Here is a 23,500-nt window from a genome sequence, read left to right as displayed (position 1 = left end):
GCCATGCCGTAGGTCTCGGCGTACGAGGTGAGGACCATCAGGTCGGCGGCCGCGTAGCTGGCGTCGAGGTCGGCGCCGGCGCGCGGGCCCGCGAGGTGCAGCCGGTCGGTGAGGCCGTGCTCGGCGATGAGCGAGCGCAGGTGGGCGACGTACTCGGGGTCCTGGCCGAGCCCGCCGACGCAGGTGCAGGTCCAGGGCAGGTCGCGGACCGCGGCGAGCGCCTCGACCAGCCGGTGCTGGCCCTTGCGCGGGGTGACGGCGGCGACGCACAGCAGGTGCGAGACGCCGTCGGTGCCGCCGGCCAGCGGGGCGATGTCGGCGCCCGGGGCGGCGACATGGACCCGGTCGGGGGCCAGGCCGTGGTGCGAGACCAGCCGTCGTACCGCCCAGTCGCTGGTCGCGATCACGGCCGGCACGGCGCGCAGCACGGCGCGCTCGCGGGCGTCCAGGTCGGCGGCCACGGCCCGGTCGAGCCCGGTCTCGTCGCCGAGCGGCAGGTGCACGAGGACGGCGAGCCGCAGCCGCTCCGCCTCCGGGACGATGATCTCCGGGACGCCGCAGGCGACCAGGCCGTCAAGGAGGACGGTCGCGCCGTCGGGCAGTTCCCGCAGGGTGCGGGCGAGGCCGTCGCGGGCGGCCTGCTCGGGGCGCGGCCAGGAGCCGGACGCCACGTGCCGGGTGACCTGCCAGCCGAAGCCGGGCAGGTCCAGGCAGACCCGCCGGTCGTAGGCGTTGCCGCCGCTCGGCTGGGCCGGGTCGTCGACACCGCCCGGCATGACGAAGTGCACGTTGCGCAGGGACATGGGGAGGATCCCGATGTTCGCGGGGGCTTCGCTGTCGGCGGTGGCCGCGCGCCGCGCGGGCACGTAGGTGAGGGCCGGCGGGCGGCCGATGGCCATGTCGGTCACAGGGCACGCTCGTAACTCGCCCAGGCGACGTGCGACTCGTGCAGGGTGACGGTCAGTCCGGCCAGGCCCTTGGCGCCCTCGCCCAGCGCGCCCTTCTCGATGCGCTCGGCGAGGCGGTCGGCGATGACCTTCGCGAGGAACTCCGTGGAGGTGTTGATCCCGGCGAAGTCGGGCTCGTTGTCGAGGTTCCGGTAGTTCAGCTCGCTGACCACGGCGCCGAGTTCCTGGGTGGCGAGACCGATGTCGACGACGATGTTGTCGTCGTCCAGCTGCTCACGGCGGAAGGTGGCGTCCACGAGGAACGTGGCGCCGTGCAGTCGCTGCGCGGGCCCGAACACCTCGCCGCGGAAGCTGTGGGCGATCATGATGTGATCGCGGACGGTGATGCTGAACAACGGACGACCCTCCAGGTGCGGCGCGTCTGGTCCCCCGGCTGATCCCTGCCGGGGGATGCCCTTAGTACGGCTCTTGGCTTCCCCGTGTTCAGTCCACTCTCACTCTTTTCTCAGGTCAGGACCTCTTGGCAGCCGCAGCGGACGTTATTGGACGTTCCGTCAGCCGTTGTCTCCGTAGCGGACCCGGTGGCAGAGGGCCGGGATCTCCCCGGAGGCCAGCTTCGGGAGCACCTCCGGCAACTCTTCGAACGCGCTTTCCCCTGTGATGAGGGCGTCCAGCGCCGGATCGGCCAGCAGGTCCAGGGACAGGGCCAGCCGGTCGGCGTAGCTGCGGCCGGCGCGGGCGGCCGGGGAGACGGTGCCGACCTGGCTGCTGCGGACGGTGAGGCGGCGGGAGTGGAAGGCCTCGCCGAGCGGGAGGGCGATCCGCCGGTCGCCGTACCAGCTCAGGTCGAGGACCGTGCCCTCCGGCGCGAGGAGTTCCAGCGCGCGGGTGAGGCCCTGCTCGGTGGCGCTGGCGTGCACGACCAGGTCGCAGCCGCCGAGGGCGTCCTCGGGGGCCGCGAAGTCCACGCCGAGGGCCTCGGCGGTCCTGGCCCGGGCCGGGTCGGCGTCGACCAGCTGGAGCCGCAGGCCGGGGAAGCGGGCGAGCAGGGCGGCGACCGAGCAGCCGACCATGCCGCCGCCGATCACCGCGATCCGGTCGCCGACCAGCGGCGCCGCGTCCCAGAGGGCGTTCACGGCGGTCTCGACCGTGCCCGCGAGTACCGCACGCGCCGGGGGTACCCGCTCCGGTACCACCGTCACCGCGCTCACCGGAACGACGTAATGCGTCTGATGCGGATACAGACAGAAGACCGTACGCCCGATCAGCCCAACGGGGCCCTGCTCGACCACGCCGACGCTGAGGTAGCCGTACTTCACCGGACCGGGGAAGTCACCCTCCTGGAACGGCGCCCGCATCACGGCGTGTTGGCTCTCCGGCACCCCGCCCCTGAACACCAGTGTCTCGGTGCCACGGCTGACTCCCGAGTACAGCGCGCGCACCAGGACCTCGCCCTCGCCGGGCTCCGCGAGGGTGACGTCTCGCAGCTCTCCGTGGCCCGGAGAGCGGAGCCAGAACGCGCGGGCCGAGGAGTTCATCGGCATCCTCCTGAACGATCGGGAAGTTGTTCACGTACCGAGATGTGCACAGCGAGAAGTGCACAGTCCGCGCACAGTACGCGGCGTTGATCGACTCTGTCACTCGGCCGGAGGAACGTGCGGTGGCCCTGAACAACACTTACGAAGCCAGGCTGGTCCAGCAGGAGACCGCTGTGGGAGCGGGCGTACAGGTCCTGCTGCTGGCCCTGCTCGGGACGGCGATCGGCATGGGGCCGGCCGGCTGGCTCACGGGCCTGGCGTTCGCGATAGCCACCTGGGCGGTGCTCTCCCGGGCCCTGCACCGCACCCGCCCCCGTTCCTTCGGACCCGCCAACCGGGTGACCCTCGGCCGCGCGATCCTGGTAGGCGGGGTGACCGCCCTGGTCGCCGACTCCTTCGAGAGCTCCCCGCCGGTCACCCTGCTGGTCGGCCTCACGGCCGTGGCCCTCATCCTCGACGGCGTGGACGGCAAGGTGGCCCGCCGCACGGGTACGTCCACCGCGCTGGGCGCCCGCTTCGACATGGAGGTCGACGCGTTCCTGATCCTGGTGCTGAGCGTGTACGTGTCGACCCAGCTGGGCCCGTGGGTCCTTCTCATCGGCGGGATGCGCTACGCGTTCGTCGCGGCCGCGAAGGCCGCGCCCTGGCTGAACTCCCCGCTGCCGCCGTCGATGGCCCGCAAGACGGTCGCCGCGATGCAGGGCATCTGCCTGCTGCTGGCCGGCGCGGACCTGCTGCCCCACCTGGCCAACCTGGGCGTGGTGCTGCTGGCGCTCGGCTCCCTGGTGTGGTCCTTCGGACGGGACGTGGTGTGGCTGTGGCGCAACGCGCGGGACGCCCGGACGGCGCTGCCGGCGCTGCCGGCGCTGGAGATTCCGACGGAGGCGTCCATGGAGGCTTCGGAGACTTCGCAGGCTTCCGTCGAAGGCATCGAGATGTTCGAGCTGGCGGTGCGCTGACCTGGGTGCGGCGAGTGGGCGGCCGGTGAGCCAGACAGGCGTCCAGACGGGCCGGTTGACGGCGGCGCCGGTGCCGGTGCCGGTGCCACCAGACTTCGAGCCCGCCGCCACCGTCGGTGCGCAGTGGACCGGCTGGCTCACCCGGCACCCGGCCACCCTCACCGAGGAGGAGAGGCTGCGCAGCAGGTCCGGAGCCCGGCAACCCGACCACACGACCGGACCCGGAAGGGGTGACGGCCGGTCCGCCGTTCACAGGCCGAGCGGTACCGGCACCTCCGGGGCCCCTGCGGAGATCAACGCACCCAGCGGTCCGGCGAGGTCGCGGGGAGAGAACAGCTCAGGACCGTGATAACCGGCGATGTCCGGCAGGGACCACCACTTCAGCTCAGTGATGTTCTCGGCCGCGAGCTCGTCGTCGGACAGCGCCCCGCGAGGCTCGAACAGCACGGTGCGCACGAGGAAGTAGTCGTTGACCACGCCGTCGTAACCCGCGGCGTGACCCGGCGCCACGACTTCCTGGTGCCACACATGCGGCGGGTCTGCCTCGATCATGAGGCCTGCCTCCTCCTGCACTTCGCGACGCAATGCGGCAAGCGGTGTCTCGCCCGGTTCGATTCCTCCGCCGGGAGCCGCCCACACGACTGTCCCCGCCGGGTCCGGGATCGCAAATCGACACAGGAGGATGCGGTCGCCTTCGTCGAGGATGACCGCGCGAACTGAATGACGCAGGTTCACGGAGGGCATCCGGAAAGCCTAGGGCCCGTCGTTTGGATCATGCCGACCCGAGCGGGGCGTGGCACGCAGGTCGGGCGCGGGCCCGACGAACGCTTCGCGCGCCTCGTCCGGAGTCGGTGACCCGCGGGAGGGTGTCCGGCCGGCAGTGTTGCCTCGCGGACCGCGCCCGCGAGGCAACACCCGGATCTTCTTCAGGCTCCCTTGGCGCCTCGGTGCGCCGTGGGCTCCGCGGTCACGCCGCTGCCCGACTTTCAGTAGGCGAGGTCGGCCACCGGTTCGTCCGTGGTGGTCTTCGCCTGAACGTAGAACTTCGTGCCGTCCAACACCTGATGGGCGATGACAGTCCACTGATTGGCCGGGGCGTAGTGCCATCCATTGCAACTCCCCGTGGCCTTGAAGCAGACCGTGAAGGAGTAACTTGCCCACGGGTTGATGTTGATATCCCCGCAGGCCGACGTCGTGGTGAGGTAGCTCCCCTGGTCAGGGTAGAAGGCATTGCCGCCGGACACCCTGCGATAGAAGTAGTCCGTGTGGGCGCTGCCGTAGCAACTCTGGACTGTTGCAACGGAACTCCCGTTTGCGGCGTCGGCCGACCCAACCGCACTCGCGGTTACGCCGCCCGCGAGCAATGCGGCAGCCACAACCAGCCGAGCAACCTTCCGCTTTCCCATGACCCCTCCGATGTGATGTGAATGATCTTTTCGCCGAAAGAGATTACGAAGATGTAGCACCCCGGCCAACCGGTAGTTCTTGTGCGGAGCGACGCGGGAATAGCCAGGCGGTCCGTCTCGAAGTGCTGCGGACTGAGCAAGCTTCTCGAAGAAGCTGTGCCGAGCTCCATATGTATCGGGCGTCTCGCGATGTCTCGGGACATCCCAGCCCGTGACCTGCGGCGATGTGCGAATGGAGACGGTCTCCCGGGAAAACCCGCTGGATTGCCGGGACGTGAGGCCGGTGGCCGGATTCCTGCGGGGCGGCGCGGGTTCGAGGCAGGTGGGGTCGCAGACAAGGCCCGGAATCCAGGAGACTCTTGTCCAGAGGGGATGTCATGAGATGGAGAGAACTACCCGAGACGTTGGATCCCAAGGGCCGACAACTCGTGCAGCAACTGCGGCGGTTGAAGGACCACAGCGGTCTCACGCTGCAGATGCTCCAGGCCAAGACGCCTTTCAGCGGTTCGTCGTGGGAGCGATACCTCAACGGCAAGGCACTGCCGCCCGCGGCGGCCATCGCAGCCCTCGCTGGTCTGGCCGATGCCGACGCCGCACCGTTGCTGGCTCTGCGGGAAGCAGCTCAGGATTCCGGCGCCGCGACGGAAGACCCCCATCGTGATCAGGCCACGGAGACGACTCCCAGGCGAGTTCCCGCTCTCTCCGGTCCTCCCTCTGCTTCTTCCGTGCGCCAGGGCGAGCACCGGACGCACGACCAGGAGCAGGGGAAAGTACACGGGGTGGCGCTGTCCCTCGCCGGAGGCGCCCTCTTGCTCTCCGCCGTCATTTCGGGATGGTTGATCGCCGACCGGCCGAACGCTGTCGGCGGCCCTGCGGCCGGTGCTACCGGAGTGGGCAGGTACAGCTGCGCCTACGTGAGGCACGGAGACCTGACGCTGGCCGGCAACAGCGCCACCGACTCCCGCCTCGTCGCGCTGAACAGCACGGGTCCGGACGTGGCGGAAGTCCAATGCCTCCTGCGCCGCCATCACCTGTCCCCGGGCGACGTGGACGGCTACTTCGGCAAGCGAACCGAAGCGCAGGTGAAGACGCTGCAGCAGCAGGATCACGTCTCCCCGGACGGAATCGTCGGCGAGCAGACCTGGTCCTTGCTGCGCCACGTGGAGTGACCGTGATCCACGTCGAGAAAGGAAGATCCCAAGCCATGGGGCACTTACCCGGCAGGTCCCAGTGGCGCACGCTGCCGCAGACCTTGCCAGCCGCGTACCGGGCTCTGGTCGACGACCTGCGTCACCTCAAGGACCGCAGCCGGCTGAGCCTGACGGAGCTGGGACGGACGACCGCCATCAGCAAATCGTCGTGGGAGCGGTATCTCAACGCCAAGCAATTCCCGCCCCGACATGCCGTGCAGGCGCTGTGCCGGGCAGCGCAGGCAGGCGAGGAGACCGTACTGTCCCGGTGGGAGCGTGCGGACGCGGAATGGAACCGGCGCGGGAACACCGCATCCCCGGCCGACCCCAGGCCGGACCAGACCACCGCTCACCCGGACGGGAGCCTCGACGACCGGGAGCCCGAGGCCCCCCGCAGCCTCGTGCATCGAGCGCTGTCGGCTGCCTCCGCTCTGATCACCGCGCGGCCTCGCGCCGCTACGGCGGCAGTTCTGTTCCTGTGTGCGGCGATGCTGGTACCCGCCGCGATCATCCACGCCGCCCACGGAACCGGCCCTGCGTCTGCCGCCCGCCCGCCCATCTGCCGTCTGCGCTCCTGCGAGGGCCGTGATCCGCTGACGACGGCATGCGAAGATCCCGTGACGGTGGGTTCACGAACAGCGGCCGACGGCACCCGGCTGGAGATCCGCCTCAGCCCGAGCTGTCAGGCCGGGTGGGTACGCAGCTGGCCCACACACCGTGATTTCCGCATCGAGATCACCAGCCCTGAGGGACACGTCCAGGCCGCCACCACCCCAACTGCCATGCCGGCGGCCGGCGAGATGGTCACCACCACCATGATCGCGGCTGCGCACGCCACGGGACTGCGGTGCTGCTACTACCCCTCGGCCGGCCGTCCCGGCCGGGAGTGCTTCAACGCGGGTTCCTAGGCTTCACCTCGTCGGCGATCTTCGGTGCTCCAGGAACCGAACCACGGTCAGGGAGAACCTCCCGTGCGGGCCGCCGCTCTACAGCGGATCTCGAAGCCGGGCGCCGCGATCCGGTGCACGGTCTCGCCGGTCTCGGTACCCACGCCTGCCTCACGGGCAACGGCGGTGAAGCTGACGGCTTGGCCGGGCTTCGGGCGGCGAAGCCGGTTGTACCCAGTTGCCCACGGCCGTTGGCCTACAGGTGGTTGCCCACGGCCGTGGGCTTTCAGGTGTTGGGCTACGACCGTGCGCCCCGCGTGCGTACGACGGCGAACGCGGCCGCCGCCAGGCCGAGGGCGCCGACGATGAGGCCGGCGATGCCGAGGCCGCGGGCGGTGGAGTCGCTGGAGTCGGCGGTCGCGGTGGTCGCCTTGCCGCTGGTCTTGGTGGCCGGCGCGGCCGCCGCGGCGGACGTGGCGGAGTCGTCGGCCGCCGCCGTGAGCTTGAGCGTCGGCGCCGGGTTCTCCGGCTCGTCGTCGCCGCTCTGCGCCTCCTCGATCCAGCGGACGACCTTGCCGTCGGAGTAGGTCTGGAGGGTCTTGAAGGTCAGCTGGTCGGTGTCCTCGGGCAGCTGGCCGAACGCCACGTCGAAGTCCTGGTACTGGCCGGCGCCGATCTTGCCGCCGGTCCAGGTGATCTCGGAGGCGGCCTCGGTGATGGTGCCGTCGTCGGTCTTCACGGGCGTCTTGAGCTTGGTGGTGGTGACCTTGGCGGTCCAGCCGTCCTGCGGGGTGACGAGGACGCCCAGGACCGGGTGGTCGGTGGGCAGGTAGACCTGGACCTTGGTGGTGGAGGCGGTGTTCTCCTCGTTGGGCACCCGGAAGGTCAGGACGCCGTCGGTGGCGCCCTTGGCGTAGCTCTCGGGGTGGACGGTGACGTGCGCGGCGGCGACACCGGCGGCGACGAGGACCGACGCGGCGGTGACCGCGGTGACGGTGGCGGCGCGGCGGAGGGTGAGGCGAGTCGCAGACATGGCGGACATGGCAGACATGAGTGAGTTGATCTCCGTACGAGTGAAGTCTGTTAGAGAGTGTTACTGGTGTTAGACCGTGTACGGGATCGGGTTCGGGGGGCCGCGTCGGCTCACCGCGTGCCGGAGCGCGAGCAGTCGGCGGGGCCGTATCGGGTGGGCCGGGACGCGCCGGGGGCCGTCGGCCCGGGCGGGCAGTTGGGCGTTGCGCCACCAGGCGTACCAGGCGGCCAGACCGGGGACGAGCGCGGCCGTCCGCCTCAGCAGCGACCACAGCGCGGCCTCACCGCGCCGCAGCCACCAGGAGGCGACGAGCGCGGCGACCACGTGGGCGACGGTGGCGTGCGCGGTCAGGACGTGGACGTGCGGATGCTGCTGCGCCATGCCGGCCATGCCCGTCATGGCCTGGCCGTGCATGCGCATGGGGGCCATGTTCATGGTCTGCGCGGGGGCCGGGGTGACCGCGCGGGCCATGTCGAAGCCGAAGTGCAGACCGGCCTGGGTGAGGAGCATGCCGACGCCGATCTCCGGCAGCCCGCGCTCCCGTCCCGCGAGGGCGCGGCCCAGGACGAACACGACGGCGAAACCCGCCGCGTCGGCCCACAGCGGCGGCAAGTCGCCCATGGCGAGGCCGTGCCCGGCGGCAGCCAGGAGTACGCACACCGCGGCGAACACCGCGGCACGCAGGCTCCGTACCGCCGGCGACGCACTCATGGTGAGCGATCCTCCCACGGTCGGGGGTACGGGAGGCACGGACGCCCCGTTCACTCATGGCTTGGGTTTTCCCGTGTGATGCCCACGGTCTGCTGTGAGGGGGCGGGGCGGGAGGCCCATGGGGTTGGGGAAGGGGATGGTGCCGGAGGTGAGGACCTGGTCGGCCAGGACGGTGAGAAGGCCGAGGAGTCGGGCGGCCTCGGTCCGGGTGAGGTCGCGGTAGGGGCGGACGGCGAGGTCGTCGGTGCGGGCCTCGATGTGGGAGCGCAGGGCTCGGCCCCCGGCGGTGGGGCGTCCGCTGCTGTCCAGCAGTCCCCGGGCGGCGAGGCGGTCCGCGGCCGCCTGCCAGTCCTGCGCGGACCAGCCGCGGTTCTCCCGCAGGATCCCCGCGGGCAGGCCCTCGCATGCGGCGAAGAGCACATGGGCTTCGCATCCGTCCAGGCCCTCGGCGGTGAGTACGGCGACGTGACCGTCACCGCGGTGTTCGCGCAGCGTCGTGGCGGCCTGCCAGAGGGCGCCGACCCGGTCCTCCGGTCCGGGCAGGCCGCGGTTGGCGGCGAACAGCGGGCGCCCGGCTCCGTCCGCGGCGGCGACCACCCGTTCCAGCAGCAGGACGAGTTCCACCACCGCGTCCTTCGCCGGCGGCGCCGTGCGGCGCAGTGCTGCGGCAGCCGCCTCGGTGCGGGCGCGCAGCACTGCGTCGGGCGTGGCGAATCCCCAGGCATCGGGGATGGCACGTCGCACCATGGCGGGGTGGAAGTTGAAGAAGACCGCCTCCACCACGCCCGCCGTCACCGCTCCGAGCGGTGCGGCCCGGGCCGCGAAGTAGCCCATCCAGAAACCGCGCAGGCCGACCGCGCGGTTGGCTTCGCGGCTCTCGGGTGCGAAGTACGTGACCGCGTGCAGTGGTTCGAGGACCTGCCAGACCGTACGGGCGAATGCTGCTTCCACGCCCGCCAGTCTCACAGACCGCCCGGCACTGCGTTCAGCGCTTCTGCTCCACCCGCACCCAGTCCACCTCGGCCTGCACTCCCCCGGCCGCGATCTTGTCCACGCTGGACTGCGGGAGGCCCCAGTAGGGGCTGGTGACCTGGTTCCAGCCGGCCGGGTAGGCGCCGCCGAGGGCGAGGTTGAGGATGACGTACTGGTTGTGGTCGTAGACCCACTGGCCGCGCGTCGACTCCAGCACGTTCCGGGTCGTCTCCTGGACCAGGGTGTCGTCGACGTAGAAGCGCATCGCCGTCGGCGTCCACTCGACCGCGTAGGTGTGCCACTGGTCGATCGTGCCGCCGTTCGGGAAGGTCTGGCGGGCGCCGATGTTGCCGTCGGCCGAGTAGCCGGGGCCGTGCAGCGAGGTGCTGGTCCAGGTCGGGTAGCCGATGTTCTCCATGATGTCGGTCTCGCCGGAGGCCGGCCAGGAGACCGACGGGTCGTCGACGTTGCTGCCGAGCAGCCAGAAGGCGGGCCAGAAGCCGTCGCCGACGGGGAGTTTCATGCGGGCGCTCACGCGGCCGTACGCGAAGTCGAAGTGGGTGTTGGTGTCGATCCGGCCCGAGGTGAAGTCGTAGGTGCCGCCGCCCGCCTGGGTGCAGCCCTTGCAGTACTTGGCCTTCAGGATCAGCTCGCCGTTCTGGGTCTGGATGTTGTCCGGCGAGTCGGCGTACGCCTGCGCCTCGCCGTTGACCGAGCCCATCTCGGTGCCGGTTCGTACGACCCGCCACTTGGAGCGGTCGAGCGAGCTGCCGGTGAAGTCGTCGAAGAACGTGGTCTGGTAGGTGCCCGACTGGTCGCCGGGGAGGGCGGGGTAGGCCGCGGACGCGCTGCCTCCGGTGCCCCAGACCTGGAACTCGTAGAGGGAGTAGCCGAACTGGGCTGTGGCGGGAGCCGGGTTGTAGAAGCTGCGGCGCTCCTTGCCGAGCATTCGGACGTAGCGGCCGGTCACCGGGGAGGGGAGGGTGACGGTGTCGTGCAGGCCGGACGCGTCCGAGGGGGACACGACGTTCGCGCGGCGGGCGGCTATGGCTGCGGCCGAAGGTTCGTACACCGTGCGCCAGTTGACGTTGTCGTCGGAGACCTGGAGCAGGTAGTCGACGGCGTAGGCCGACTCCCAGTAGAGGTCGACCGAGGAGATCGTGGAGGTGGCGCCGAGGTCGACCGAGATCCAGCGGTCGGCGTTCCAGTCGCTCGACCAGCGGGTGGAGTCGCCCTTCAGGTCGGCGGGCCAGCCGCCGTCGGTGGCGAACGCCGGTGAATTGCCGGCGTGCTGGTAGTAGTTGGAGTACGCGGGGTGGTTCAGGGCGAGGTTGGTGACGGTCGAGGACGCGGGGGCCGGTTCACCGCCGTAGACCTTGAAGTTCCAGAGCGAGTAGCCGTAGGGGGTGGCGCGCTGGATGCCGCGCATGCGGACGTAGCGGCCGGTGACCTCCTGCGGGTAGGTGTGCGCGGTGACCGAGCCGCCGGTGCCCGCGGTCTCGGTGTAGAAGGGCGTCCAGTCCGTGCCGTTCTTCGAGGCCTCCAGGATGTATCTCTTGCCGTACGCGGCCTCCCAGTCGAGTTCCACGCTGTCGATGCGGATCGTGGTGCCGAGGTCGATCTGGATCCAGGCGTCGTCGGCGAAGTTGCTGGACCAGCGGGTCGCGCCGTTGCCGTCGAAGGCCATGCCCGGGGTGGTGCCGCCGTTCTCGTAGCCGGAGGCGGTGACGGCGTTCGGGTTGGCCGCGTACGCGGTGTTCGCGCGGTCGGTGTCCCAGGTCACGGCGGTCGCGGCGGAGGATGCCGGGGCGGCCAGGACGGTGCCCGAGGTCAGCAGGGCGGCCGCCGCCAGGGCGGCCAGGACGGTACGCGGGATGCGGAACGGGGATGGCATACGGGTCTCCTGAGCGTCGGCGGTCCGTTCGTTTGTGTTGTGGGCATGACAGATAGAGCTCCGTGCCTGTTGCTCGTACGTGTGACGATGACGTATGACGATCACGCATGACGCATGACGGTCGAAGGTGCGGTGGGCGCGGAACTCCCCTGGTCCGCGCCCACCGCGGTATGTGTCAGGCCGCCCGGCGGGCCTGTCCCCGGTGGTCGCGGATGATGTCCGCGTACCGGCGGCCGGTGCCCTTGATCGTGCGGACCTGGGTGCGGTAGTCGACGTGGACCAGGCCGAAGCGCTTGTCGTAGCCGTAGGCCCACTCGAAGTTGTCCAGCAGCGACCAGGCGAAGTAGCCGGCCAGCGGGGCCCCCTTGCGGGCCGCCGAGGCGCAGGCCGCGAGGTGGGCGGCCAGGTACGCCTGGCGCTCGGGGTCGTCGACGGTGCCGTCCGGGCGGACCACGTCGGGGTAGGCCGAGCCGTTCTCGGTGACGTAGAGCTTGCGGGCGCCGTACTCCTCGGTGAGGCGCAGCAGCAGCGTCTCGATGCCGCCCGCGTCGATCTCCCAGTCCATGCCGGTGCGCGGGACGTCGGGGCGGCGCACCGAACGGGCGTACGGGGCCGGGCCGTTCGGGTCGTCCTCGATGTAGGCCGGGAAGTAGTAGTTCAGGCCCAGCCAGTCCAGCGGGGTGGCGATGGTCTCCAGGTCGCCCGGCTTCTCCGGGAGTTCGACGCCGTAGGTCTCGACCATGTCGGCCGGGAAGCCGCGGCCGTGCACCGGGTCCAGCCACCAGCGGTTGACGTGTCCGTCGTGGCGCCGGACGGCGGCCGCGTCCTCGGGGCGGTCCGTGGCGGCGAACACGGTCGAGAGGTTGTTGACGATGCCGACCTCGGCGCCGGGCGCGGCGGCCCGGATCGCCTGCGCGGCCAGGCCGTGGCCGAGGAGCAGGTGGTAGGAGGCACGGACGGCGGCCGTGAGGTCGGTCCAGCCGGGGGCCATCTTGCCCTCCAGGTGGCCGATCCAGGCCGAGCAGGAGGGCTCGTTGAGGGTGGTCCAGTGGTGGACGCGGTCACCGAGGCGCTCGGCGACGACGGAGGCGTACGCGGCGAAGTGCTCGGCGGTCGCCCGCTCGGGCCAGCCGCCCCGGTCCTGGAGGGCCTGCGGCAGGTCCCAGTGGTACAGGGTGACCGACGGGGTGATGCCGGCCGCCAGCAGGCCGTCGATCAACTCGTCGTAGAAGTCGAGGCCCTTGGCGTTGACCGGGCCGTCGCCGCCGGGCCGCACGCGCGGCCATGCGACCGACAACCGGTAGGCGTTCGTGCCCAGTCGGCGCATCAGGTCGATGTCCTCGCGCCAGCGGTGGTAGTGGTCGCACGCGACGTCGCCGTTGTCGTCGTTGTCGATCTTCCCCGGGGTGTGCGAGAAGGTGTCCCAGATGGAGGGTGCACGGCCGTCCTCGGCGACGGCTCCCTCGATCTGGTACGCCGCTGTTGCCGTGCCCCACAGGAAGTCGTGCGGGAGGGCGGCGAGGTCGATGGTCACGAAATTCCCTTCGGAACTGGCTTCGTTACGAGACGGGTTCACTTGACGGCGCCGGCGGTCAGCCCGGCGACGAGGTAGCGCTGGAGCAGCAGGAAGCCGGCCACGACGGGGACACTCACCACGAGCGAGGCGGCCATGATCTGGTTCCAGTACACGTCGTTGAGGGTGGAGTAGCCCTGGAGGCCGACGGCGAGGGTGCGGGTGGTGTCGTTGGTCATGACGGAGGCGAAGAGGACCTCGCCCCAGGCGGTCATGAAGGCGTAGACGGCGACCGCGACGATGCCCGGGATCGCGGCCGGGACCACGATCCGGAAGAGCGCGCCGAGCGGCCCGCAGCCGTCCACCAGCGCCGCCTCGTCCAGGTCCCTGGGCACCGAGTCGAAGTACCCGATCAGCATCCAGATCGAGAACGGCAGCGAGAAGGTCAGGTAGGTGAGGATCAGGCCGCCGCGGGAGCCGAACAGGGCGATGCCGGTGGCGTTGCCGATGTTGACGTACAGCAGGAACAGCGGGAGCAGGAAGAGGATGCCCGGGAACATCTGCGTGGACAGCACGGTGACCGTGAAGACCCGCTTGCCGCGGAACTCGTAGCGGCTGACCGCGTAGGCGGCGAAGACCGCGACGACGACCGAGCAGACGGTCGCCGCGACCGACACGATCAGCGAGTTCACGAAGTACTTGGCGAGCGGGACCGTCGACCAGATGTCGATGTACGGGCGGATGGTCAGCCCGCTCGGCAGCCAGCGGAACTTGCCGGTGACGTCCGCGAGGGGCTTGAGCGAGCTGGAGATCATCACGTACACGGGGATCAGCACGAACCCGGTGAGCAGCGTGAGGAAGATCCGCCGGGACCACAGGAAGGACCGCGGCGGGGCCATCGGCGAGCTGGGGCTAGACATCCGAGGTCCTCCGTCCGCGCGAGGTGAACACCAGGTACACGCCGGTCACCACCAGCAGGAAGAGCAGCAGGAGCACGGACATGGCCGAGCCGGTGCCGAAGTTCCAGGTGACGAACGAGGCCTGGTAGATGTGGACCGAGATGAGGTCGGCGGCCTCCGGGGCGGACCTGCCGAACAGGACGAACGGCGTGTTGAAGTCGTTGAACGTCCACAGGAACAGGACCAGCACCAGCACCTGGTTGACCGGGCGCAGCGACGGCAGGGTGATCCGGCGGATCTGCTGCCACATGCCGGCGCCGTCCAGGGCGGCCGCCTCGTACAGCTCCCTCGGGATGTTCTGGAGTCCGGCCATCACGATCAGGAAGGCGAACGGCCAGCCCTTCCACACCGACACGGTCAGCAGCGCGTAGAAGCTGTTGTCGCCGATCAGCCAGAAGGACGGCTTGTCGGTGAGGTGCAGCTGGTCGTGCAGCACGTGGTTCACCAGGCCGTTGTCGTGCTGGAACATGAACACCCAGGTGATGACGGCCGCGTAGACGGGCAGTGCGTACGGCACCAGGAACAGGGTGCGCAGCAGGCCCCGGCCGCGGAAGGCGTCCTGCATGAACACCGCGGCCGCGGTGCCGATCAGCCAGCACAGGCCGACCGAGAGCAGGGTGAAGCTGACAGTGACGAAGAACGAGTGCAACAGGGCTTTGCCGATGGGGGCGTTGAACTCGACCGACAGCTTGTAGTTGTCGAACCCGGCCCAGGGGGCGGTGGTCCAGTCCCGGATGTAGAACTGGGTGAGCTCCTTGAAGCTCATCACGACGCCGATGACCATCGGGATCAGATGGACGAGCAGTTCGAGCAGCAGGGCGGGCAGGAGGAGCAGGTAGGGCAGTCCGATCCGGCGGATCCGCCCGGGGCGGCGGCCCGAGCCGCCCGCCGCCCCGGGGGAGTTCGCACGCACCGGCTCTTGCACAGCGGTGGTGGTGGTCGTCATGGTCCTCAGGCCGCCGGCATCTGCTGCTGGGCCTTCGCCAGCTCGGCCTTCACGGAGTCGGTGGTGATGGCGCGCCCGGCGGCCGCGTCGGCGAACAGGTTCTTCACGGCCGTACCGACGGTCGTCTCGAACTGCGACTCCGAGGCCACCTGGGGCAGGGCCGTGGCGCTGGTGGCGAGGGTGTTCTTCAGGACGGAGTTGGCCGGGGTGTTGAAGGCCGCGTCCTCCTGCGCCGCCTTGACCGGCGGGATGGAGCTGTAGGCGGTGTTGAGGATCTTCTGCTCGTCGTCGCTGGTCATGAACTTCACGAACTTCGTGGCGCCGTCGAGGTTCTTGGTGTTCTTGAACACCGCCAGGTTGATGCCGGCGACCATCGAGTTGACCTGGGCGCCGGTGCCCGGGGTGCCGGACTGGACGGGCACGGGCGCGATGCCGTAGTCGCTGTCGCTCATGCCCTGCGACTTGAGGTTGGCGGACGCCGACTGCCACAGCAGCATGGCCTGCTTGCCCTTGGCGAAGTCGCTCACCGACTGGTTCTGCGCGTACTCGGCGTCGCCGGCCGGGATGGCCTTGTCCTTGGCCATGAGGTCGACGTACTGCTTGACGCCGGCGACGACCTTGTCGTTGGTGAAGTCCGGCTTGCCGTCGGCGGTGAAGAAGTCACCGCCGTGCTGCTTGGCGAAGATGAAGGTGTGGTGGATGTTCTCCGCGCCGTTTCCGCCCTCGGCGCCGAGCACCGACTTGCCCTTGGCCGAGATCTTCTTGCCGTCGGCGACCAGTTCGTCCCAGGTGACCGGGGGCTGCGAGATGCCGGCGTCGGCGAAGATCTTCTTGTTGTAGTAGAGCGCGTACGCCATCGAGTACAGCGGTACGGCCGCCGGGTCCTTGCCCGCGGCGCCGGTGGAGCCGAGGGCGGAGTCGACGAACCGGTCCTTGCCGCCGATCTTGGCGAAGTTCTTGGCGTCCCAGGGCAGCAGCGCGCCGGTCGCCTGCAGCGAGGCGCTCCACGTGTTGCCGATGTTCAGCACGTCGGGGCCCTGGCCCGAGGTGGTCGCGGTCAGGATCCGGTTGAGCAGGTCCGACCAGGGCACGACCTCCAGCTTGACCTTGATGCCGGTCTGCTTCTGGAACTTGTCGAGTTCCGGCTGGAGCACCTTCTTGTCGACCTCGATGCTGGCACCCTGGTTGGAGGCCCAGTACGTGAGCGTCTTCGGGGAGTCGTTGGACCCGCCCCCGGTGGACGAACCGCCACCGCAGGCCGTGGCCGCGAGGGCGAGAGACATGGTGACGGCGCCTACGGCCGCGGCTCGGATGCTGCGCATGGCTCCAGCTGTGCCTTTCCGGGAGTCGAGAACCCCGAGAGGGCTTCGCGAAGGCCGGCGCCCGCGAGTGCGGACGCCGAGACCGACGTTCGGCTTCCGAAGCCCCTCATGGCTTAATTTAGGACGTGAGTTAATCCCCCGAACAGTGGCTCGTCAAGGGATCCGGCACGGGTATCCGCGCAGGCGGGCCGGGGAACGGCCGGTTCCGCGGCGACGATACGCCACACCCGACGCCGTGACCTGGGCCGAAGCCGGGTGACCTGCGCGGGGAGGGGCCGGCCGGCGTTCCACAACGGTTGTGTTTCGACGGGCGGTCGCGGGGAGCGGAGGCGGGGGCGGGGCGGGGTGTCGGGTAGCGGCGGAGGAGGAGGCGGAGAAGGCGCAGCGTCGGACACGACGGCGGGGCCAGCCCGGCCGGTACGGCAGCGGGGACGCTTGGGCGAGGGCCGGCGGTCAGGGCCGGTGGCGGGGGCCAGTGGCTTGGGCCCAGCGGCTGGTGCCAGTGGCGGGGGCCGGGGAGGGTGTCCCCGGCCCCCGCCGCGGTGTCACCGGACGGGTGCCTCGGGCGGGGCCGGGGCGTGGCCGGTCGGGCGGGTGGTGAACGTGCCCCGGCCCTGGGTGCGGCCGCGCAGCCGGGTCGCGTAGCCGAACAGTTCGGCCAGCGGCACGGTGGCGGTGAGCACCGCCGTGCCGCTCCGGGCCGCCGAACCGGTGACCCGGCCGCGCCGGGCGGCCAGATCGCCGAGCACGCCGCCCACCGCGTCCTCGGGCACGGTGACCGTGACCTCGGCGACCGGCTCCAGGAGCGTCATCGCGCAGGCCCGCAGGGCCTCCCGGAGACCGAGCCGGCCCGCCGTGCGGAACGCCGTGTCGGAGGAGTCCTTCACATGCGTCGAGCCGTCGGTCAGGGTGACCCGCAGCCCCGTGACCGGATGCCCGCCGAGGGGACCCTCGGCGAGGGCGTCCCGGCAGCCGGCCCCGACGGCGCGGACGTACTCCTGCGGGACCCGGCCGCCGACGACCGCCGACCGGAACTCGAAGCCGTCCCCGTACCCGCCTTCGTGGCCGCCCTCGTGCCCCAGGGGTTCGACGTCCAGGACGACGTGCGCGAACTGCCCGGCCCCGCCTGTCTGGTGGACGTGCCGGTAGACGAAACCGGTCACCCCGCGGGCCACGGCCTCCCGCAGGGCGACCCGCGGCCGGCCGACCGTGACCTCGGGGCCGCCGTCCCGCCGGATCTTCTCCACCGCGACCTCCAGGTGCAGTTCGCCCATCCCGGACAGCACGGTCTGCCCGGTCTCGGCGTCGGTGCGCACCCCCAGCGAGGGGTCCTCCTCGGCCAGCCGGGCCAGCGCCTGGGCCAGCCGACCGGTGTCGGTGCGGCGGCGGGCCTCGACCGCGACCGAGACCACCGGTTCGGCAGCGGGCGGCGGTTCCAGGAGCAGCGGGGCGTCCGGAGCGCACAGCGTGGCGCCGGGGCGGGCCGACCTCAGCCCGACGACGGCCACGATGTCACCCGCCACCGCCCGGTTGAGGGGCTGGTGCCGGTCGGCCATGACGCGGAGGATGCGCGCCACGCGTTCGGTACGGCGCGTCGCCGGATCCCACACGGTGTCTCCCTTCTCGATCGTGCCGGAGTAGATCCGGACATGGGTGAGGCGGCCCGTGGCGGTCGCGGTCACCTTGAACGCGAGCGCCGCGAACGGCCCCTCGGGGTCGGCCGCCCGCCGCTGTTCGGCACCCTGGTGGGTACCGCGCACGGCGGGCACGTCGAGCGGCGAGGGCAGATACGCCACGGCCGCGTCCAGGAGCGGTTCGATGCCCCGGTTGCGGTAGGCGGAGCCGCACAGGACGACGACGCCCTCGCCGGTCAGGGTGAGGTCGCGCAGGGCACCGGCCAGGGTGGCGGCGGACAGTCGGCCGGGCGGCGCGCAGAACTCCTCCAGCGCGGCCGGGTGCAGCGCGGCCACCGCCTCCTCCAGCATGCGCCGTCGGCGCTCCGCTTCGGCACGCAGCCCCTCGGGCACCGGTCCGACCGACAGCCCCGTCGCCGCTCCCGGCACCGCCGTACCGCCGTCGTCCGCCCAGACCAGCGCGCGCATGCGTACGAGGTCCACGACGCCGGTGAAGCCGTCCTCTGCGCCGATGGGCAACTGGACGACGAGCGGGGCCGGGTGCAGGCGGCCACGGATCGACTCGACGGCCCTGTCGAGGTCGGCGCCGGCGCGGTCCAGCTTGTTGACGAAGGCGATCCTGGGGACGCCGTACCGGTCGGCCTGCCGCCACACCGACTCGCTCTGCGGCTCGACGCCGGCGACCGCGTCGAAGACGGCGATCGCGCCGTCGAGGACGCGCAGGGAGCGTTCCACCTCGTCGGCGAAGTCGACGTGGCCGGGGGTGTCGATGAGGTTGACACGGTGACCGTGCCAGGCGCAGCTGACGGCCGCGGCGAAGATGGTGATGCCGCGGTCGCGTTCCTGGGGGTCGAAATCGGTGACGGTGGTGCCGTCGTGGACCTCGCCGCGTTTGTGGATGGTGCCGGTGGCGAAGAGGACACGTTCGGTGACGGTGGTCTTTCCGGCGTCGACGTGGGCGAGGATGCCCAGGTTGCGAACGGCGGCCAGAGGGTTGACGGAGTTCGGGTGGAGTTCGGTGCGCACGGCCCGATGCCTTTCGAATGACGGTTCCCGGAATGGCTCCGGGAAGGGCAGCGCAATTTCCCGTGCGGCGAAGTTCACCGGTCACGACTGACGGCACGTCAATGCTTTGGCATATGCCGGGAGTTGATTGATCCGGTTCGCGTCACGGAGTCCGGTACCGGCCGCGCAGCGGGCACCGGAGGGACGGGGACACGAGGATCACCTCGTAGCGGGAACGGGGAGAGACGGCGGCAGCGGTGCGATCCCGCATGGCCCTCTCCCCTCATTCGTCCGAACTCGTCACGGCAAAGCACCCGGACCGCGTTCCGCGGTTACGGTGCGTGATACCGGGTGAGTGTAGGCCGGGGGTGCGGGGCACGGCACTCGGTTTTCGACCGGGCCCTTCGAGCGGCGCTTCGACCGGCCGTTTCGACCGGCCGTTTCGATCGAGTACTTCGACCGGCCGTTTCGATCAGGCACTCCGACCTGGCACTTCGACCTGGCACTTCGACCGGCCGTTTCGATCGGGCACTTCTACCGGCCATCTCGATCGGCCACCTCGATCGGCCACCTCGATCGGCCAGTTCGATCGGCCGCTTCGATCAGGCGCTTCGACGGATCCCGCGACGGGGCGGGAGCCCGGCCGCCGGGACGGACTCCCGGGGCCCAGGCGGCCCTCCGACGGCCAGTCCGCCCCCCGGTCGGCCAGTCCGGTGACCGTCGGCAAGCCCGTGGCACCTGACGGCATGCCCGGAGGCCTGCCGGCATGCCCGAGGGCCGTACGGCGAGACTGCCGCCCTTTCCAGAGATACCGGTTCGTTCGCTTTTCTCCGCCCCTCGGGGAATACGGCCGAGCGTTGTCCCGGCATTTTCCGGACATTCATCTGGCCGGCATCGATAACTCCACGCACCGAGAAGGCGCTTTCCGGATCGGCGGACCGGAGCAGAGCGGTTCACCGGCAGAGACCGCCGCAACTCAAGCGATTGGCCGAAAAACATGCTTAACGGCGCCCACGCGGACATCGGGACGCCGTTCCCCGGCACCGGCGGTGCCCGGCCCGGAAAGGACGTCCGGAACGCCCCGGATGCACATCATCCCGGGTGACGCGCGGAGCGGACCTCCCGGTACCGGCACAGCGGGAGTTGATGTGGAACATGTGTGGACATTCGGTGAAGTGCAGCTCATGGCTGAGAAATTGGGATCCCGCCTCGGGTTCCGGCGGGGCGCGCAATGACCGGGAAGCGGTTGCTCCAGGTGGCCGGTGGACGCTCTACCGCTGTACGAGCAGGCCTAATCTAATGCGCGAGCAGGCTGAATGGGACCGGAAAGCGGACGGATTGGAATCGATTGGACACGGAAAAGACGCGGAGAGCGCCATTCGCCGCGCTGCGCCCGGGTGCCACGATGCCGGTCGCCGCGCAGGTGCTCATCGCGGGAACGCTCTTCTCCCGGCTCGGTGACACGCTCGCCTCCCTGGGCCTGGTGCTGCACGCGGCGGACCGGGGCATCCGCTTCGGGGTGACCGAGGTGATGCTCGCCGAACTCATCCCCACGGTGCTTGCGGCACCGCTGATCGGCGCCTTGGTGGACCGGTTCAGTGCGCGCGCGGTCTGCCTGTGGGCGCTGCTGGCCCAGGCGCTGTCGCTGGGTGCGGCCACCGCGGTCGGCGGGTTCCACGCACGGGTGGCCCTGATCGCGCTGTCGGCCCTGGCCGGAGTCGCCTCGGTGGCCGCCGGGTTCAAGATGCTGCCCGCCGTGGCCGGTGAGGAGCACACGGGCCGGGCGAACAGCCTGCTGACGGCGGGTCTGTCGGTCGCGGGGCTGACCGGCCCTCCCCTGGCCGGATTCCTGAACTCCCAGTGGGGCACACCCGTGCTCCTCGCGGTGGACGCGGCGTCCTTCCTCGTGCTGGCGGGCTGCACCATGCTGGCGGTGCCGAACACCGTGGACGTGGCGATCGGCCGCCGCCCGGCCACCAGGCTCGCGGACGGCTACCGGGCGCTGCGCGACGCGCCGGTGGTGGGCACGCTGATGCCGGCGCTGGCGGCGGCGATGGTGGCCACCAGTATCGAGAACGTGGCGGGCGTCTACTACCTGCGGGACGTCGTCAACGGCAACGACACCGTGTTCGGTCTCTTCCTGGCGACCTGGGCCCTGGGGTCAGTCCCGGGCGCGCTGCTCGCGGGCCGCGCGCGCTGGGCGGACCGGCACAGCCTGCTGATCGTCGGCGGTGTCATGGGCATCGCGCTGGGCCTGCTCCTCACCGGTCTGATCCCGGTGGCCGCGGTGATCTTCCCGCTGTTCCTGATCGCGGGCTTCGGCAACGGAGTCTGCAACGTCGGCCTGCGCAACGCGGTGCACGCGCGCGTGCCGGCCGAGGTGCACGGCAGCGCCTGGGCCTGCTTCCAGGCACTGTCCCGCAGTTGCATCGGCGTCGGCTACCTGCTGGGCACCCCCAACAGCATGGTCTCCAGCCAGGGGCAGGTGATCATCTCCGGTGTCATCCCGCTGGCGGCCATGGCGTGGGCGGCCCTGGTCACCATCCGTCGCAGCGAGTCCACGGTGACCGAGCCCTCCTCCTGAGCGACCGACCGGCTGGTCGGAAAGCAACGGACCCGAATCCGACGACGAACTCCCTGGCCCGCGCCGGTCCACAGCCTCCCGGTTCACCACCGCACGCCATCCCGGGCACGCGGCACAGGCCACCACCACCCCGACCGCACAGGCCGTACACAGCCGCTACCGCCTTACCCCCGCCCGGAGTTGACCCGGACAGCTCCGATCGAACTCAGTTGGTCTAGTCCTCTTGACGGCAGGCCCTCGACGGCGGTTTGGTATGTACCAAATCTCGGCCCACCCCCCACCGCCCCGCCCTCGATGGGCATCCCGAAAGGGCCACTGTCATGCACCTGGCAAGATTCGCGGCCTCCGCGTGTGCCCTCGCACTCGCGGCCACCGGCGTCACCGTCGCACTGGCACCGGCCGGCAGCGCCGCGGGGAGCAGCGTCTACTCCGTGGCTCCCTACGTCGACATGTCGAACGGTCAGGAAGGACTGCTCGACACGGCCATCACCGGACACGGGCTCAAGGCCTACACGGCCGCCTTCGTGCTCGGCGAAGGCTGCACCCAGATCTGGGGCGACACGCTCCCCATAGGCAACGACTCCTACACCGACCCCGAGATCGCCAGGGCCAAGTCCGAGGGTGCCTCCGTCATCATCTCCTCCGGCGGGGCGAGCGGTGAGCCGCTCGCCTGGACCTGCTCCACCCAGAGCAGCATCGACGCCGGGTACCAGGCCATCATCAACGACTACGGCGTCACCCAGCTCGACTTCGACGTCGAGGGCGCCGCCATCGCGGACACCGCCGCCGCGGCCCGCCAGATGCAGGCGATGAAGGACCTCAAGGCGTCCAACCCGAACCTGAAGTTCTCCATGACCCTGCCGGTGCTGACCAGCGGGCTCACCGGAGACGGCGTCAACATCCTCAAGGCCGCCAAGACCGCGGGCATCAAGATCGACGTGGTCAACATCATGGCCATGGACTACTACGCGGGCACCGGCACCGAAATGGGTCAGGGCGCGGTCTCCGCGGCCAAGGCCACGCTGGCGCAGATGCAGTCCGTCGACTCCGGCTACACCTACGCCAACCTCGGCATCACCCCGATGATCGGCAAGAACGACGACGGGTCCACCTTCACGCTCGCGGACGCCCAGACCGTGGAGAGCTTCGCCGCGCAGAACGGTGTCGGGCGGCTGGCGTTCTGGTCGGCCAACCGGGACCAGCCGTGCAGCGGCAGCGCCAACTCGCTGTCCACGTGCAGTGAGATCAGCCAGAACAAGCTCGCGTTCACCGACGCGTTCGTGCCCTACGAGGGCAGCACGGGCGGCGGCGGAGGCACCACCACCGACTTCTCGCTGTCCCTGTCGCCGGGTTCCGCCTCGGTCGCCCAGGGCGGTTCGGCGACCGCGACCGTCGCCACCGCCGTCACCTCCGGCAGCGCCGAGTCGGTCGGTCTCGCCGCCTCCGGCGCACCCTCCGGTGTCAGCGTCTCCTTCAGCCCCAGTTCCGTGACGTCCGGCGGCAGTTCGACGCTGACGGCGACGGTCGGCTCGTCCGTCGCCGCGGGCACCTACCCGATCACCGTCACCGGAACCGCGGCCAGCGGCAGCCACAGCTCGACCTACTCGCTCACGGTCACCTCCTCCGGCAGCGGCGGGGGCGGTGGCGGGGGCTCACTGACCAACGCGGGCTTCGAGTCCGGCAGTCTGAGTCCCTGGACCTGCACGGGCGGCAGCTCGGTGGTCTCCAGCCCGGTCCACAGCGGCAGCCACAGCCTCCAGGTCACACCGAGTGCCAGCAGCACCGGCGAGTGCGACCAGACCGTCACCCTGTCCGCCAACCACAGCTACACGCTGACCGCCTGGGTGCAGGGCCCGTACGCCTACCTCGGGGTCAGCGGCGGCGCCACCGCGAGCACCTGGTCCAACAGCAGCAGCTGGAACCAGCTCACGGTCAGTTTCACCACCGGCAGCAGCGGAACGGTCACCGTCTACACCCACGGCTGGTACGGCCAGTCCAACGTCGACGCGGACGACTTCAGTCTGAGCTGAGTGCAGGCG

At 70.5% G+C, this 23,500-nt stretch carries 19 protein-coding genes; 5 read left to right on the top strand and 14 right to left on the bottom strand.

The annotated features are described in order from the left end of the window. The 3 genes from ACWGKQ_RS48945 to ACWGKQ_RS48935 form a co-directional block, all read right to left on the bottom strand. Window positions 1-899, bottom strand: an 899-nt coding sequence (locus tag ACWGKQ_RS48945; protein WP_453298591.1) for a glycosyltransferase family 4 protein, incomplete at its 3' end; no start/stop codon positions are given. Between the two features lie 5 nt (window positions 900-904). Continuing rightward, the gene (locus ACWGKQ_RS48940; RefSeq protein ID WP_046728401.1) at window positions 905-1,303 is read right to left on the bottom strand and encodes a 6-pyruvoyl trahydropterin synthase family protein; all 399 of its coding nucleotides are present in this window, start codon (window positions 1,301-1,303) and stop codon (window positions 905-907) included. 159 nt (window positions 1,304-1,462) lie between these two features. Continuing rightward, on the bottom strand, window positions 1,463-2,446 hold the full coding sequence (locus tag ACWGKQ_RS48935) for a dehydrogenase (protein WP_453298589.1): 984 nt from the start codon (window positions 2,444-2,446) through the stop codon (window positions 1,463-1,465). Between the two features lie 122 nt (window positions 2,447-2,568). On the opposite strand from ACWGKQ_RS48935, the gene ACWGKQ_RS48930 reads away from it, so the two are divergent. Further along, window positions 2,569-3,405 carry a CDP-alcohol phosphatidyltransferase family protein gene (locus tag ACWGKQ_RS48930; protein ID WP_453298588.1) on the top strand — a complete coding sequence of 279 codons (837 nt, stop codon included), beginning with the start codon at window positions 2,569-2,571 and terminating at the stop codon, window positions 3,403-3,405. A gap of 249 nt (window positions 3,406-3,654) precedes the next feature. Here the strand turns inward: ACWGKQ_RS48930 and ACWGKQ_RS48925 are convergent, their stop codons facing one another. Continuing rightward, entirely contained in the window at window positions 3,655-4,149 is a 495-nt protein-coding gene (locus tag ACWGKQ_RS48925) for an NUDIX hydrolase (protein WP_453298587.1), read from the bottom strand. Between the two features lie 242 nt (window positions 4,150-4,391). Next, window positions 4,392-4,811, bottom strand: coding sequence for a hypothetical protein (locus tag ACWGKQ_RS48920; protein WP_453298586.1), 420 nt, complete (start codon window positions 4,809-4,811; stop codon window positions 4,392-4,394). 428 nt (window positions 4,812-5,239) lie between these two features. Between ACWGKQ_RS48920 and ACWGKQ_RS48915 the strand changes: the two genes are divergently transcribed. Both ACWGKQ_RS48915 and ACWGKQ_RS48910 read left to right on the top strand, forming a co-directional pair. Next, a complete protein-coding gene (locus ACWGKQ_RS48915; protein ID WP_453298585.1) occupies window positions 5,240-5,980 on the top strand; it encodes a peptidoglycan-binding domain-containing protein in 741 nt (246 codons plus the stop codon). A gap of 35 nt (window positions 5,981-6,015) precedes the next feature. Continuing rightward, window positions 6,016-6,909 carry a helix-turn-helix domain-containing protein gene (locus ACWGKQ_RS48910; protein WP_453298584.1) on the top strand — a complete coding sequence of 298 codons (894 nt, stop codon included), beginning with the start codon at window positions 6,016-6,018 and terminating at the stop codon, window positions 6,907-6,909. A 277-nt stretch (window positions 6,910-7,186) separates the two neighbouring features. Here ACWGKQ_RS48910 and ACWGKQ_RS48905 read toward each other — a convergent pair whose 3' ends face one another. From ACWGKQ_RS48905 to fusA, 9 genes are all read right to left on the bottom strand, one after another. Continuing rightward, a complete protein-coding gene (locus tag ACWGKQ_RS48905) occupies window positions 7,187-7,921 on the bottom strand; it encodes a YcnI family protein (protein ID WP_453298583.1) in 735 nt (244 codons plus the stop codon). A 69-nt stretch (window positions 7,922-7,990) separates the two neighbouring features. Continuing rightward, window positions 7,991-8,632 carry a hypothetical protein gene (locus ACWGKQ_RS48900; protein WP_453298582.1) on the bottom strand — a complete coding sequence of 214 codons (642 nt, stop codon included), beginning with the start codon at window positions 8,630-8,632 and terminating at the stop codon, window positions 7,991-7,993. Between the two features lie 54 nt (window positions 8,633-8,686). Next, on the bottom strand, window positions 8,687-9,583 hold the full coding sequence (locus ACWGKQ_RS48895) for an SCO6745 family protein (RefSeq protein ID WP_453298581.1): 897 nt from the start codon (window positions 9,581-9,583) through the stop codon (window positions 8,687-8,689). Window positions 9,584-9,617: 34 nt separating this feature from the next. Continuing rightward, window positions 9,618-11,498, bottom strand: a complete 1,881-nt coding sequence (locus ACWGKQ_RS48890; RefSeq protein ID WP_453298580.1) for a discoidin domain-containing protein — start codon at window positions 11,496-11,498, stop codon at window positions 9,618-9,620. A 175-nt stretch (window positions 11,499-11,673) separates the two neighbouring features. Continuing rightward, complete coding sequence (locus ACWGKQ_RS48885) at window positions 11,674-13,032, bottom strand: GH1 family beta-glucosidase (RefSeq protein WP_453298579.1); 1,359 nt, start codon at window positions 13,030-13,032, stop codon at window positions 11,674-11,676. Window positions 13,033-13,070: 38 nt separating this feature from the next. Beyond that, window positions 13,071-13,910, bottom strand: a complete 840-nt coding sequence (locus ACWGKQ_RS48880; protein ID WP_453298590.1) for a carbohydrate ABC transporter permease — start codon at window positions 13,908-13,910, stop codon at window positions 13,071-13,073. Window positions 13,911-13,923: 13 nt separating this feature from the next. Continuing rightward, window positions 13,924-14,916: a carbohydrate ABC transporter permease gene (locus ACWGKQ_RS48875; RefSeq protein WP_453298578.1), complete on the bottom strand. Its 993-nt coding sequence runs from the start codon at window positions 14,914-14,916 to the stop codon at window positions 13,924-13,926. 5 nt (window positions 14,917-14,921) lie between these two features. Further along, window positions 14,922-16,238 carry an ABC transporter substrate-binding protein gene (locus ACWGKQ_RS48870; RefSeq protein ID WP_453298577.1) on the bottom strand — a complete coding sequence of 439 codons (1,317 nt, stop codon included), beginning with the start codon at window positions 16,236-16,238 and terminating at the stop codon, window positions 14,922-14,924. A 545-nt stretch (window positions 16,239-16,783) separates the two neighbouring features. Beyond that, window positions 16,784-18,898, bottom strand: a complete 2,115-nt coding sequence (gene fusA / locus ACWGKQ_RS48865) for an elongation factor G (protein WP_453298576.1) — start codon at window positions 18,896-18,898, stop codon at window positions 16,784-16,786. Window positions 18,899-20,282: 1,384 nt separating this feature from the next. Between fusA and ACWGKQ_RS48860 the strand changes: the two genes are divergently transcribed. Both ACWGKQ_RS48860 and ACWGKQ_RS48855 read left to right on the top strand, forming a co-directional pair. Then, window positions 20,283-21,461: an MFS transporter gene (locus ACWGKQ_RS48860; protein WP_453298575.1), complete on the top strand. Its 1,179-nt coding sequence runs from the start codon at window positions 20,283-20,285 to the stop codon at window positions 21,459-21,461. 320 nt (window positions 21,462-21,781) lie between these two features. After that, window positions 21,782-23,491 (top strand): carbohydrate binding domain-containing protein, encoded by a 1,710-nt coding sequence (locus tag ACWGKQ_RS48855; RefSeq protein WP_453298574.1) that lies wholly within the window; start codon window positions 21,782-21,784, stop codon window positions 23,489-23,491. Window positions 23,492-23,500: the final 9 nt, after the last annotated feature.

This window comes from Streptomyces sp. NPDC054770 (assembly GCF_053611985.1).
The sequence above is the reverse complement of the archived record's forward strand: the minus strand, read 5'-3'. Positions and strand labels throughout refer to the sequence as shown.